This window comes from Mycobacterium sp. NPDC050441 (assembly GCF_040655355.1).
Classification (GTDB): domain Bacteria; phylum Actinomycetota; class Actinomycetes; order Mycobacteriales; family Mycobacteriaceae; genus Mycobacterium.
Map to the genome: position 1 here is coordinate 187815 of NZ_JBFAJS010000009.1, position 13114 is coordinate 200928.

The following is a 13114-nucleotide window of genomic DNA, read 5'->3' on the forward strand; positions in this document are numbered from 1 at the left end:
CAAGTAAAGGAACACCAGAAGCATGGCCCCGAAGAAAAAGGTCGCCGGGCTCATCAAGCTGCAGATCCAGGCCGGGCAGGCCAACCCCGCCCCGCCGGTCGGTCCTGCACTTGGCCAGCACGGCGTCAACATCATGGAGTTCTGCAAGGCGTACAACGCCGCGACCGAGTCGCAGCGCGGAAACGTCATCCCCGTGGAGATCACCGTCTACGAGGACCGCAGCTTCACTTTCGCACTGAAGACCCCGCCCGCCGCCAGGTTGCTGCTCAAGGCCGCCGGTGTGCCCAAGGGTTCGGGCGAGCCGCACAAGACCAAGGTCGCCAAGGTGACCTGGGACCAGGTGCGCGAGATCGCTGAGACCAAGAAGGCCGATCTCAACGCCAACGACATCGACGCTGCGTCGAAGATCATCGCCGGTACCGCCCGCTCCATGGGTATCACGGTCGAGTAGCGAAGCGGATCGAGCCGACAGCACAAGTCGAGTATCCGACTACTGCAATTTGTGGGAGGGCCAGCTTCGGCCCGCCAACCACAGACTCTGAATTGGAGATTCAATGAGCAAGAACAGCAAGGCATACCGCGAAGCCGCGGAGAAGATCGACCGGGACAAGCTCTACTCGCCGCTTGAAGCCGCGAAGCTGGCCAAGGAGACCTCCTCCAAGAAGCAGGACGCCACCGTCGAGGTCGCCATCCGCCTCGGCGTCGACCCCCGCAAGGCTGACCAGATGGTGCGCGGCACCGTCAACCTGCCGCACGGCACCGGTAAGACCGCCCGCGTCGCCGTGTTCGCCGTCGGCGAGAAGGCAGAGCAGGCACTGGCTGCCGGCGCCGATATCGTCGGCAGCGATGACCTGATCGAGAAGATCCAGGGCGGTTTCCTGGACTTCGACGCCGCGATCGCCACCCCGGATCAGATGGCCAAGGTCGGTCGGATCGCCCGCGTGCTGGGCCCGCGCGGTCTGATGCCGAACCCCAAGACCGGCACCGTCACCCCCGATGTCACCAAGGCTGTGGCCGACATCAAGGGCGGCAAGATCAACTTCCGCGTCGACAAGCAGGCCAACCTGCACTTCGTGATCGGCAAGGCGTCCTTCGACGAGGCCAAGCTGGCCGAGAACTACGGCGCCGCCCTCGACGAGGTGCTGCGTGCCAAGCCGTCGTCCTCGAAGGGTCGTTACCTCAAGAAGGTGACCGTCTCCACCACCACGGGCCCGGGTATCCCGGTTGACCCGTCGGTGACCCGGAACTTCACCGAGGAGTAGCGAAGCGGAGCCGACCATCGGCACTGCGGAGTAATTTTCTCGTTCCAATGGCCAGTTATGGCACAAGATTCTCTGAATCGCGTGTCATAGCTGGCCATTCGGCGTTTCTGGGGCGCATTCGGCGAGACGTCGGCGCAGGAAGGCCCGCGCCGGCTCAGACCCACCGCCTTCGCCGTCGAGCGCGATGCGGTACCAGCGCTGGGCCTCGCTCAGCCGGCCGGCCCGGCGCAGAAGGTCCGCCCGGATCGGCGCCACCGCATTCGTCCGGGCCAGCCGCGGATCGTCGGCCACTTCGTCGAGGGCGGCCAGCCCGGCCGGGAATCCGTCCCGAAAGCCAACGGCGAGTGCACGATTGGCGCGTACAACAGGTGAGTCCGTCATCGTCGTCAACTGGTCGTAGGCCAGACAGATGGTGCCCCAGTCGGTGTGCTGCCAGGTGGGCGCCGTCGCATGCAGCGCCGCGATCACCGCTTGCGGCAGATATGTGCCGGGGGCACCGTCGGCCAATCGCAACTGTTCCAGACCGCGGGCGATACGGCCGCGATCCCAGTGGCGACGGTCCTGCTCGTCCAGCGGTATCAACGCGCCGCTCTCGTCCACCCGGGTCCGTCGGCGCGAATCATGTAGCAGCACAAGCGCCGCGAGCGCGTGCGCGTCACGGTTGCCGGGCATCAACGAGCACAGCTCACCCGCGAGCCGGACACCCTCATCGCACAGCTCGTCGCGGATGGCCGAAGGTCCGCCCGTCGACCAGTAGCCCTCGGTGAACACCGAATAGATGCAGCCGAGTACGTGAGGCGTGCGCTCAGCCAGAAGCTCCCGCGGCGGCACCCGCAACGGGATGTTGGCCTGACGAATCTTGTTCTTGGCCCTGGTGATTCGTTGACCCACCGCGGCCTCGGACTGCAGCAGGGCACGGGCGATCTCGGTGACCGTCAGGCCGGAGATCAGCCGCAGCGTCAGGGCCAGCTGCGAGCTGCGGTCCAGCGCGGGGTGCGCGCAGGTGAACATCATCCGCAGCTCGTCGTCGCGGACCGGCTGCAGCTCGGCATCCCCGCCGCCGGACGCGCTGACGTGCTCGTACACAGCTGCGAGTTCCTTTCCGGGACGGGCAGATTCACGCCGCAGGCGGTCCAGCGCCCGATTGCGTGCCACCGTTGTCAACCACGCACCGGGACTGGCGGGCACGCCGCCGGACGGCCATACCTGCAGCGCCTGTGCGCAGGCCTCCTGGACGGCGTCCTCGGCCACGGTGAGATCACCCGACCAGCGGGCGATGGTGGCCACCACCGGGCCCCACTCGCGCCGAAAGACGCCGTCCAACTGGGTCACCGAGGACTACAGGCCCGAGACGCCCGACAACTGGCGGACCTCGATGGCCGACGCCGGAATCATCGACGCCAGCTTGACCGCCTCCTCCCGATCGGAGGCACGCAGCACGTAGAAGCCGTTGGCCACCTCAGCGCCCTCGGCGTACGGGCCGTCGGTGAGCATCACCTTGCCGTCACGCACGCGCACGGTGGTCGCGGTGGACGGCGGATGCAGCGGCGCGCCGGCAAGCGTCTTGTCGCCGATGGTCTTGGCGAGTTCGACGTGCTGACCCGCCTGCTGGTTCCACTCGTCGGTGCCCGGCGTGCGAACATCCTCCGGCGGCTCCAGCAGCAGCGCCAGCCAATCGGTGGCCAGCGGCTGCTCGGGGGCCTGCCAGTGGACCATCGGCCACACCTCGACCGCGCCGAACTGGGCGACCGGGATATCTCGGGCAAGGGTCAGCGCTTCATCGAGATTGTCGGCCTCGAACACGTAGTAGCCGCACGCCACCTCAGCGCCCTCGGGGAACGGGCCGTCGGTAACCGTCGGGTTGTCCGGCCCACCGGTGATGCGGGTGGCGGCGGCAGCCCTGTCCAGCGCGTCGCCCGCCCGGATCGCCGACTTGGCCTTGGCGTGAAAAGCCTGGAAGGCAGCCATGCCCTCGGCCCGCTGCTCGGGTGCCAGTTCCACATCCTGGCTGATCAGTAAAGCGAAGTAATACATCGTCATCTCCCGGCGTCAGCGAGTGAGAACCCTCTGTTCCACTCTCTACCCATCTGACGAACGAGGCTGCCGGGATCCGACACTCGGCCGGAGATACTTCCGGCGGCTACTTCTGCAGGGTGAACTGATGCACGCTGATGTGGCCCGAGGCGAAGTATTTCTGGCAGCCGTTGAGGTACTTGTCGTAGCGGTCGTAAACCTCTTGGCCCTGGATCGCGACGGCCTTGTCCTTGTGGGCCTCTAGCGCGTCGGCCCAGATCTCGAGCGTCCGGACGTAGTGCGGGCCGATCTCCTGTAGCTGGGCGACCTTGAAGCCGGCCTCGGTCGCTCTCTCCTCCTCCATCGACACCGAAGGCAGCCGGCCGCCGGGGAAGATCTCGGTCATGATGAACCGGGCGAACCGGGCGTCTTCGAACGTCATGTGCAGGCCGAGCTTCTGGCCTTGCCGAAGGTCGAATCCCGTTATGTTGTGCAGCAACATTGTGCCGTCGTCAGGCAGCGCGTTGTAAGCCATCTCGAAAAATGCCGGATACCGCTCGAATCCGAAATGTTCGAAGGCGCCGATCGACACGATGCGGTCCACCTTGTCGTTGAACTCTTCCCAACCCTGGAGCCGAACCTCGACATTGCGGTCGGTGGGAATCTTGGCGAGCTTTTCGATGGCGTATTCACGTTGCTCGCCACTCAGCGTCAGCCCGATGACATTGACGTCGTATTTCTCGACCGCGCGCGCCATGCCGGCGCCCCAGCCGCAGCCGATGTCGAGCAGCGTCATCCCCGGTTCAAGCCCCAGCTTGCCCAGCGCCAGATCGAATTTGGCGATCTGGGCTTCGTCGCCGGTCATGTCCTCGCGCTCGAAATAACCGCAGGTATAGCCCATTGTGGGGCCTAGGAACAGTTCATAGAATTCATTTGAAATGTCGTAGATCGACTGCAGTTCTTCATATTTCGGTGTCAATTTGGACATATTCGCTATGCTCCAAGCTGTAGAGTTCTCCCGAGAATCTCAGGGTACCGCAGGCGCCCCTGGCGGGCCTGTTGTCGACACCGTCAATGAATTTCATTGGCAAACAAAATTACTGCGCTTATGACACCAATTGCGCTGGTATTTCCTGCGGAAACCGCTCAGGCGGCGCTGCGTCAGCAAAGCGAAACTAACCCGCGACATGCAAGGTGAACTGGTTGACGTCGATACGTCCGGTCCGAAAACAGTCGGCACATCCCGTCAGATAGCGCATGTACCGGTCATAGACCTCCTGGGACTGGATCTCAACGGCCACATCGTGGTTGGCCTCCAGATTCGTCGCCCATATGTCGAGCGTGCGGGCGTAGTGGGCCTGTAGGGACTGGCGCCGGGTCAGCCTGAAGGATGCCCGTGCCGCATGCTCCTCGACCATCTCGATCGAGGGCAGCCGTCCGCCCGGGAAGATCTCGGTGAGGATGAACTTGATGAACTTCGCGAGCTCGAAGGTGAGCGGCACGCCCAGGCGGTGAGCATCCCGCGGGTGCAGTCCGGTGATGGTGTGCAGGAGCATCACGCCGTCGGCGGGCAGGGCATCGTGAGCGAAGCGGAAGAAGTCGGCATAACGGTCATGGCCGAAATGCTCGAACGCACCGATCGAGATGATGCGGTCCACCGGCTCGTCGAACTCCTCCCAGCCGGCCAGCAGCACCCTTTTGGTGCATGGACTGTCGGATTCGTCGAACAAGTTCTGCACGTAGCCGACCTGGTTGCGGCTGAGCGTGAGGCCGACGACATTGACGCCGTACCGCTCGACAGCGCGCATAAGCGTTGCGCCCCAGCCGCATCCGACATCGAGCAACGTCATCCCGGGTTGCAGACCGAGCTTGCCGAGCGACAGGTCGATTTTCGCCACCTGAGCGTCCTGCAGAGACATGTCGTCGCGTTCGAAGAACGCGCAGCTGTAGGTCCTGCTCGGGTCCAGGAAGAGCGCGAAGAAATCATCGGACAGGTCGTAATGGGCTTGTACGTCGTCGAAATGAGGGTTGAGTTTTCCCGGATGTTCGGCCATGAAGGCACCTCTTGGGCAGACACCGACCGGCTAGAACTGCGCTACGCCACGTCTCGACCCAGCCGCCTCCCCGGACTTGCTAGAACTGTAGAGGGAGTTCGGCCAGCTACCGAGCTTTCAAGCGACAGCAAAGTGATGATCGAGCAATTAACTTTGCACACGCAGAAATCAGAGGGAACTGGCGAAGTTCGTCTTGAGCTCTCCGACGATCTCGTCCCACACCGGTTCCGGTAGCTCGTGGCCCATCCCGTCGATCAATACCAGGCGGGCGCCCACAATCGCGCGGGCCACCGCACGGCCCCCGAACGGGCGCATCAGCCGGTCGGAGCGTCCATGGATCACCACGGTGGGTGCGCTGATCCGCTTGTCGTGGTGGCGCAGGCTGCCGCTACCGAGGATGGCATCGAAATGCCGGGCGATCCCAGCCGGGTAATGGGCGCGGTCGTACAGTTCGGCAGCCTGGGCCCTGATCTCCTCCTCGGGAGTGGGGTAGCCGGGGCTGCCGTTGATCCTGCTGATCCGAACGGCGTTGTCGATGACGGCTTCTCGCGACGAATTGGCGGGCGGGCCGGTGATCACCGACAGCAGTTGCTTGATGCCGGGCGGCGGCAGCAGCGGCTGGTTGTTGCTGGAGAAGATCACCGCCAGCGACCGGGTGCGCTGTGCGTACCGGGACGCGAACACCTGGGCGATCATCCCGCCCATCGAACCGCCGACGATGTGCGCGTTGTCGATCTTGAGGTGATCGAGCAGGGCGGCAGCGTCATCGGCGACATCTTCGAGCGTGTAGACCGACGGACTGCGCAGACCAAGAAACGACCGGGCCAGCCGCAGCGGCAGCGGGGAATCCGCGCGCCTGCCGGACAACTTGGTGGACAGGCCCACATCGCGGTTGTCGTAGCGGATCACGCGCAACCCCTGGCTCACCAGCTTTTCGCAGAAACCGGTGCGCCACAACAGCATCTGCGCGCCCAGGCCCATGATCAGCAGCACGGCCGGATCGTTCGGGTCGCCCATGTCCTCGTAGTACAGGTCGACATCGCCGGGTTCCGCGGACGACTTGGCGAATCCGGTTCGCACGCTCATCCCGGCCACTCAGCCCTCGATCCCGTCGGAATCGCCTTCTTTGTGTTCGCGGCTGATATCCACCATGAAGTTGGCGAAGTACCCGGTGAGCTGGGGATCGTTCATCATCTGCCACTTCGGGGCCAGCAGCTTCATGTACCGCTCGACATAGAGGAACTGCTTGCCGATCAGCACCAACTCGCGGGGCAGCTTGACGTCGTAGGCATCGGCCAGCGTGGAGAGCTGCTTGCCGATTTCGGCGTAGGACATATCGCCGAGCGACTTCATGGTGAGCGGGGTAGCGAACTTCTCCAGGTCCTTGGCAGCCTGCGCCTCGGGCTTCACGGTGCCGACCGCGCCCATCAGAACGACGATCTTGCCCGCGGCCGCATGGTCCTTCTTGACTAGCAGGGCGTACACGAGCTCGCGCAGCAGCCACCGGGTCCGCGGATCGATGCGGCCCATGATGCCGAAGTCGAAGAACACGATCTTGCCGCCGTCATCGACGTAGAGGTTGCCCGCGTGCAGGTCGCCGTGGAACAGGCCGTGCTTGAGGCCGCCCTCGAACACGCTGAACAGCAGGGCCTTGACCAGCGCGGTACCGTCGAAGCCCTTCTTGCGGATGGCGGCCACGTCGTCGATGCGTACCCCGGTGATTCGTTCCATCGTGAGCACCCGCTGGCTGGTCAGGTCCCAGTAGACCTGGGGTACCCGGATGTTCTCGCCGAGCGGGGAGGCGTGCATGTGCGACACCCAGGCGTCCATCGACTGGGCTTCCAGCCGGAAGTCGAGCTCTTCGGCCAGGTTCTCGGCGAAGTCGGCGACCACGTCCTGGGCCGACAGCCGCCGGCCCAGCTTGGCCAGCTCCACCAGCTGCGCGCCGCGCTTGAGGATCTGCAGGTCGGCAGCGACGCGGCGGCGGATCCCCGGGCGCTGGATCTTGACCACCACCTCCTCGCCGCTGTGCAGCGTGGCGTAGTGCACCTGCGCGATCGAGGCCGAGGCGAACGGCTTGTCATCGAAACTCTTGAACAGTTTTGTGGGCTCGTCGCCCAGCTCCTCGACAAAAAGCCTGTGCACCTCATCGGTGTCGGCCGGCGGCACCCGGTCGAGCAGGCTGCGGAACTGGCGGCTCAGCGGCTCACCGAAGGCGCCCGGGCTCGACGCGATGATCTGGCCGAACTTGACGTAGGTGGGACCCAGATCGGAGAACGTCTGCGGGACCTGCCGGATGATCTTCTGCTGCAGGGAACCGCTGCCGAACATATTGGCGGCGACACGGACCCCGGTGCGGGTGATCTGCCAACCGGTGGCCCCGATGCGAGCGGCTTCCACGGGCAGCGGCACCCGGCTCAACCTGGCGACCTCGCGGTGCTTGGTTTTCGGCGGCGTAGTGCTCATAGCTGCAGTGTCTCAAAGGCCACGGTGGGGCCAAAAACATCTGTGCTGTGCGTCACACTGACGCGAAACTCTCTTCGACCTCGTCGCGGCTCAGGATCGGGTCGGTTCCGGGCATGTAAGTGGGCTCGGTGTGCGGCACCGTGGTACCGGCGGCGACCCGTTTTTGCGCTGCCCGGAACTCGAGGGTGTTACCTGCCGCGGTGTGTAGACCGTTGATGATCGACCACACCATGGCGCGTCGGGCCGCCCGCTCGATCGGGTTCGGATCTGTGTGTCCGATCAGCTGCTTGGCCCACTTCGGCATGGTGTCGCGGATCGCCCAGTCGACCGCGCTCTGCGGCATCGGCAGATTCGGGCCGGTGGCCATGGCCGCACCGTGGGTGAGAGCCAGCTTGGGTAGGTAGGAGTGCAGACACTCCAGCGTCTCGGCCTTGGTTTCGGGCAGGTCGGTGCCGCCCAGGGCGTGCCCGACCCGGATGAATTCGCCGTAGTAGCGGTCAAGTTTCTTACCGCGCAACGGGTTCGGGTGGTAGATCTCGTGCGCGGTGGCCAGGCCCCACACCACGGTCGCGTAGTTCCAGCGCAGCCAGTCCGGATCGTCGGCGTCATAGATCGCACCGTCGGGACGGGTCCCCTTGATGGTGTGGTGCATGGCGCGGACGGTCTTGGCCACCCGTTCGGCGGTCTCGGTGTTGCCGTAGGCCGTGCCGATGAAGAACGCGATCGAATGTCCCAGGCGCACCGCCGCGCCCTGGGGATCGATGACGGGGATGGCGGTGCCATCTTCATCGCGTTTGACCAGACGCGAATGGTGCATGCCCATCCAGTAGATCGAGGGATCGAGGCGCTCGATGTATGCCGCGCACTGCAGCCCGAAGATGAGTGCCTCGGTGTGGGAGTGCACGTGCCAGACGGCGCTACCCGGGCCGAACCACCCCGGATCGCCGGCCGGTCCGGCGAATTCCATGCCGCGGAAGTAGTGCTGACGAATGTCCGTGTCGAACTTCCGCTGCAGCGTCTGCTCGAGGATTTGGTGCGGCATGTCCACCGCGGGACCCCCTTCTGGTTACGTCTGTAGCCAGAATACATTTTGGGTACGGGTGTGACCAGACTTAGTCTGTAGGCATGTCGAGCCCGACGCGATGGGCCGGTGTGCCGTTGACGGACCGCCGGGCCGAACGCCGCGCGCTGCTTGTCGACGCCGCGTTCAGGCTGTTCGGGGACGGTGGTGAAGCCGCGACGTCCGTGCGCTCGGTCTGCCGCGAATGCGGCCTCAACACCCGTTACTTCTATGAGAGCTTCGCCGACACCGACGAACTGCTCGGTGCGGTGTACGACGAGGTGAGCGCGGCCCTGGCGGTCGATGTCGACGCCGCGACGGCCGGGGCCGGCGAATCCGTGCGGGCCCGAACCCGCGCCGGAATCGCCGCCGTCCTGGGTTTCAGCTCGGTCGATCCGCGGCGGGGACGAGTGCTGTTCACCGACGCCAGGGCCAACCCGGTATTGGCCGCGCGGCGCGCGGCGACCCAGGACCTGTTGCGTGAGGCCGTGCTGTCCGAGGGCGGGCGGCTCAATCCGGGCTCAGACCCGGTCGCCGCCCAGGTCGGCGCGGCCATGTACACCGGAGCGATGGCCGAGCTTGCCCAGCAGTGGCTGGGCGGGAACCTGGGCGACGACCTTGAGGTCGTGGTGGAATACGCGCTACGACTGGTGCTCGGCGGCGGTGCCTTCAGTTAGGCCCCGCCGCGGTGCCGCTAGTTAGGCCCGGCGGCGGTGCCGCCAATTAAACTGCGGCCGGCCGCCAGCGCTTGATCCACTCTGTCTCGGGCCACTGCTCCTCGGCCGCCAGCAACTCGTACATCGTTGCGCGGTCGATCGATTCGCGGATGATGTCGGCATGCCCGGCGTGGCGACTGAGTTCCTCGATCAGGTGCATGGCCACCCACCGCACCGACCAGTTGTCGACGTCCTGCGGGAACCACGGCACATCGTGGGGGACCGGCACGGCGGTGTCGAGGTTCCGCTCGGCGAAAACCCGCAGCGTCTCGGCGTTCTGGGCCTTGAACGCCGAGAGCAGACCGGCCAAGGTCTCGTCCTCACGCATGGTGTGCAGATCGGCGTATTCGGCCGCCTGCTCCTCGAACGGGCGGGGATCCGCCGGTGGAAACTGGGGCCCGTACTCGACGCGCGCGGTCCAGCTCTTCTGCACCTCGGTGACGTGCTTGATCAGACCGCCGACCGACAACGCACTCACTGACGGGCTGGACCGGGCCTGCTCGTCGGTCAGGCCGTGCGCGACCGCGACGAAGGCGTTCTGCTGAAAGGCGAGGAACTCGACGAGGGTCTGGCGTTCGTCGGCGGTGGGAGGCGGCATTCCGGGCATGGTTCAGTTCTCCTTGTTGTGGGTTGAGTGGGCGTAAAGATCTCGGATACAGGCGATTTCGGCACCGTGGTGGATCACTTCCCGGTGGATGTGCAGGACAAGCACGGCCATCGGCTCGTTACCGTACGGCCCCTCGGCGGGCCCGCACGGGCGCTTCAGGTCATCTTCGCTCAGTGACCTGACCCCGTCGATCCAATTTCGGTATGCGTCGTCGAGTTGGCTCAGGGCGGTGGCCGCATCGGTGGCGTACGGCCACGACTCGTAGTCCGCCGGCGGGCCGCCGAAGTGCGAGTGGTTGCGCATCGCGAACACGCCGACGATGACGTGTGCCAGCCGCCAGGCGATCGTGGTGAACTGTTCCGGTTGTGGCGGTGGATAACTGAAGTCGATGGCGCCGTCGGGGTGAACGGTCCAGCAGTCGGGGACGGGTTGCCAGAAGTACTCGTCGTCGGTGAGACCGTCCAATCGCGGCCTCAGTTGATTCGTCCAGTGGAAGTCCAGTTGGTCGGCCAGAAGGTTTGTCCACATAGGACTACCGTCTCACGCATATAGGACAGTTTCGGTCCTAAAAGTGAGGCAGACTTCTTGCATGGCCGTAAGCAGCGAAACCACCGGCCGCGTGTTGCAACTCCTCGGACTGCTGCAGTCGCGCCGGGCCTGGACGGGTGAAGAGTTGGCCGAACGGCTCGGCGTCACCACCCGCAGCGTCCGTCGTGACATCGAGCGGCTCCGCGAACTCGGGTACCCCGTCCACGCCAGCAAGGGGCAGGGCGGGGGCTACCAACTCGGCGCGGGCGCGGCGCTGCCCCCGCTGCTGCTCGACCCCGACGAAGCCGTCGCGATGGCCGTCTGCCTGCGGCTGGCCGCCGGCGGAAGCGTCGCCGGCGTCGGCGAATCCGCCCTGCGGGCGCTGTCCAAACTCGACCAGGTCATGCCCGCGCGATTGCGGTCGCAGGTGGCGGCGGTGCACGACGCCACCGTCACCCTGGCCCCGAACTCCTCGGACTCCCCGGTGGAACCCGAGGTGCTGATGACCCTGGCCCGCGCCTGCCGCGACCGCGAGCACGTCAGCACCGACTACACCGATATCCGAGGCAACCACACCCAACGGCGGCTGGAGCCCTATCAACTGGTGACCACCGGCCGGCGCTGGTACCTGATGGCCTACGACCGTGATCGCGAGGACTGGCGCAGTCTGCGCTTGGACCGGATGTCCGCGGTGGCGGCCCGCGGCACCACCTTCGCGCCGCGCGAGGCTCCGGATGCGGCCGACTACGTGCGTCGCTCGATCAGCTCCTCGCCCTACCGCTACGTCGCCCGGGTGCGCTATCGCGCCCCGCAAGAGATTGTGGCGCAGAAGTTTCCACCGGCGTCGGCCACCGTCGAGGCAGACGGACCCGACGCCTGCATCGTCACCACCGGCGCTGACGACCCCGAGCGCATGGTGCTGTACTTCGCCACTGTGGGATATGACTTCGAAGTACTCGAGCCGCCCGAGGTGGCCGCGGCCGTCCGCACGGTGGCCGATCGCCTCCACCTGGCTGCGCGCGGGAAAGTCAGGTGATCCCGAGCCGGTCGAGGAGCATCAGGAATGCGGCGGCGAAGTCGTTGTCGGCGGTTGCGGTGCGCACCGCATCCCAGTCGACCTGCTCGCGCACCGCGCGGGCGGCCGGCAGAAGCGCCGCGAAGTCGCAGTGGTGCTCGTTGAGCGAGCGCAACCTCTCCGACAACACCATCGTCGGCGGCAACACGGGCATCCGGATCGCGAGCACGTCGAACACCTCGGCGGACGCCAGCGTGGCCGCGTCCACCGATGCGCCGTTGAGTCGGTAGAGCACGTCGACCAGGACGTCGTCCTCGGGATAGGCCTTGAACAACCAGTCCTCGGGAACATGCACGATCTGAAACCCGGCCTTGCGCAACACCACCTCCGCCGCCTCCGCATCGGCCTCGGCAACCACGAAATCGACGTCGTGCACGGGCTCGGGCGCACCGTAGACCCACAGTGCGTAACTGCCGGCCAGCGCGAACTGCGGCCCATGCGCCTTGAACGCCGCCGCGGCACGCTTCAGCGCGTCACGCAGGTCGTCGTTGCGGTCGAGCACGTGCCATCCCTGGTCTGTCGGGCATTGCCCTGGTGGAGGCGATGCAGAGTGGGTACTGAGTACCCATGCGGCTGGCCACTTTCAACATCCTGCACGGACGCAGTGTTCACGATGGCGACGTCGACCTGGGCAGACTTGGCGCCGCGGTGGCCGAACTCGACGCCGACATCCTCGCGCTGCAAGAGGTTGACCTGGATCAGCCGCGTTCGGGCAAAGCAGATCTGACTGCGGTGGCCGCCCGGGCGATGAATGCCGTGCACCACCGATTCGTCGCCGCGATCTCCGGAACCCCCGGTGCCACCTGGATGGCCGCGACCGGCCGCGAACAACCCGGAACCGCCGCCTACGGCATCGCCCTTCTCACCCGGTACCCGGTCGAGAACTGGCAGGTGCTGCGGCTTCCTCGGATACCGGTCCGGTTTCCGATGTACGTCTCGGGGATCCGCCGGTTCCGGATCGTCCACGAAGAACCCCGGGCCGCAATGGTCGCCCGCATCGACACCCCGCTCGGCGCGCTCACGGTGGCCAACACCCACCTGTCGTTCGTGCCGGGGTGGAACCGGGTGCAACTGCGACATCTGGTGCGGGATCTGAGTGGCTTCCCGGGGCCGAGGCTTCTCATGGGAGACCTGAACTCGGGCGCACCGGCGCACTGGCATCAACTCGGGGCCGTGCCGACGTTCCCCGCCGACAGGCCGACGACGCAACTCGACCACATCCTCACCGACGACCCGGCACTGTTCGCGACTGAATGCGTGGCGCTGCACCTACCGATTTCGGATCATCGGGCGTTGGTCGTCGACATTTCGGCGCGTTGAAGCCGTAGGGTTT

15 protein-coding genes are annotated in these 13114 nt (G+C 65.7%); 5 read left to right on the forward strand and 10 right to left on the reverse strand.

Features of this window, described 5'->3' with window-relative positions; genetic code table 11:
* Positions 1-22 precede the first annotated feature (22 nt).
* Positions 23-451 carry a 50S ribosomal protein L11 gene (rplK, locus tag AB0I14_RS25780; RefSeq protein WP_166902518.1) on the forward strand — a complete coding sequence of 143 codons (429 nt, stop codon included), beginning with the start codon at positions 23-25 and terminating at the stop codon, positions 449-451.
* 103 nt (positions 452-554) lie between these two features.
* On the forward strand, positions 555-1262 hold the full coding sequence (gene rplA, locus AB0I14_RS25785; protein ID WP_358027755.1) for a 50S ribosomal protein L1: 708 nt from the start codon (positions 555-557) through the stop codon (positions 1260-1262).
* An 84-nt stretch (positions 1263-1346) separates the two neighbouring features.
* On the opposite strand, the gene AB0I14_RS25790 is transcribed toward rplA, so the two are convergent.
* The 7 genes from AB0I14_RS25790 to AB0I14_RS25820 all read right to left on the reverse strand — a co-directional run bounded on the left by AB0I14_RS25790 (position 1347) and on the right by AB0I14_RS25820 (position 8843).
* Positions 1347-2594 carry a sigma-70 family RNA polymerase sigma factor gene (locus AB0I14_RS25790; RefSeq protein ID WP_358027758.1) on the reverse strand — a complete coding sequence of 416 codons (1248 nt, stop codon included), beginning with the start codon at positions 2592-2594 and terminating at the stop codon, positions 1347-1349.
* 6 nt (positions 2595-2600) lie between these two features.
* The gene (locus tag AB0I14_RS25795; RefSeq protein WP_358027761.1) at positions 2601-3296 is read right to left on the reverse strand and encodes a YciI family protein; all 696 of its coding nucleotides are present in this window, start codon (positions 3294-3296) and stop codon (positions 2601-2603) included.
* Positions 3297-3402: 106 nt separating this feature from the next.
* On the reverse strand, positions 3403-4263 hold the full coding sequence (locus AB0I14_RS25800) for a cyclopropane mycolic acid synthase family methyltransferase (protein WP_358027763.1): 861 nt from the start codon (positions 4261-4263) through the stop codon (positions 3403-3405).
* A gap of 187 nt (positions 4264-4450) precedes the next feature.
* Positions 4451-5329, reverse strand: a complete 879-nt coding sequence (locus AB0I14_RS25805; RefSeq protein ID WP_358027766.1) for a cyclopropane mycolic acid synthase family methyltransferase — start codon at positions 5327-5329, stop codon at positions 4451-4453.
* 168 nt (positions 5330-5497) lie between these two features.
* Positions 5498-6415: an alpha/beta hydrolase gene (locus AB0I14_RS25810; protein ID WP_358027768.1), complete on the reverse strand. Its 918-nt coding sequence runs from the start codon at positions 6413-6415 to the stop codon at positions 5498-5500.
* 9 nt (positions 6416-6424) lie between these two features.
* Complete coding sequence (locus tag AB0I14_RS25815) at positions 6425-7795, reverse strand: AarF/ABC1/UbiB kinase family protein (protein ID WP_358027770.1); 1371 nt, start codon at positions 7793-7795, stop codon at positions 6425-6427.
* 52 nt (positions 7796-7847) lie between these two features.
* Entirely contained in the window at positions 7848-8843 is a 996-nt protein-coding gene (locus AB0I14_RS25820) for an oxygenase MpaB family protein (RefSeq protein ID WP_358027773.1), read from the reverse strand.
* A gap of 77 nt (positions 8844-8920) precedes the next feature.
* Here AB0I14_RS25820 and AB0I14_RS25825 point away from each other — a divergent pair, with 77 nt between their 5' ends.
* A complete protein-coding gene (locus AB0I14_RS25825) occupies positions 8921-9532 on the forward strand; it encodes a TetR/AcrR family transcriptional regulator (protein ID WP_358027776.1) in 612 nt (203 codons plus the stop codon).
* A 46-nt stretch (positions 9533-9578) separates the two neighbouring features.
* Here AB0I14_RS25825 and AB0I14_RS25830 read toward each other — a convergent pair whose 3' ends face one another.
* Complete coding sequence (locus AB0I14_RS25830; RefSeq protein WP_358027778.1) at positions 9579-10178, reverse strand: DinB family protein; 600 nt, start codon at positions 10176-10178, stop codon at positions 9579-9581.
* A 3-nt stretch (positions 10179-10181) separates the two neighbouring features.
* A complete protein-coding gene (locus AB0I14_RS25835; protein WP_358027780.1) occupies positions 10182-10706 on the reverse strand; it encodes a DinB family protein in 525 nt (174 codons plus the stop codon).
* A 61-nt stretch (positions 10707-10767) separates the two neighbouring features.
* Here AB0I14_RS25835 and AB0I14_RS25840 point away from each other — a divergent pair, with 61 nt between their 5' ends.
* Entirely contained in the window at positions 10768-11742 is a 975-nt protein-coding gene (locus tag AB0I14_RS25840; RefSeq protein WP_358027783.1) for a YafY family protein, read from the forward strand.
* On the opposite strand, the gene AB0I14_RS25845 is transcribed toward AB0I14_RS25840, so the two are convergent.
* Complete coding sequence (locus tag AB0I14_RS25845; RefSeq protein ID WP_358027786.1) at positions 11735-12283, reverse strand: hypothetical protein; 549 nt, start codon at positions 12281-12283, stop codon at positions 11735-11737. The two genes, AB0I14_RS25840 and AB0I14_RS25845, sit on opposite strands and share 8 nt — an antisense overlap.
* 65 nt (positions 12284-12348) lie before the next feature.
* Between AB0I14_RS25845 and AB0I14_RS25850 the strand changes: the two genes are divergently transcribed.
* On the forward strand, positions 12349-13101 hold the full coding sequence (locus tag AB0I14_RS25850) for an endonuclease/exonuclease/phosphatase family protein (RefSeq protein WP_358027789.1): 753 nt from the start codon (positions 12349-12351) through the stop codon (positions 13099-13101).
* The last annotated feature ends 13 nt before the right edge of the window (positions 13102-13114 follow it).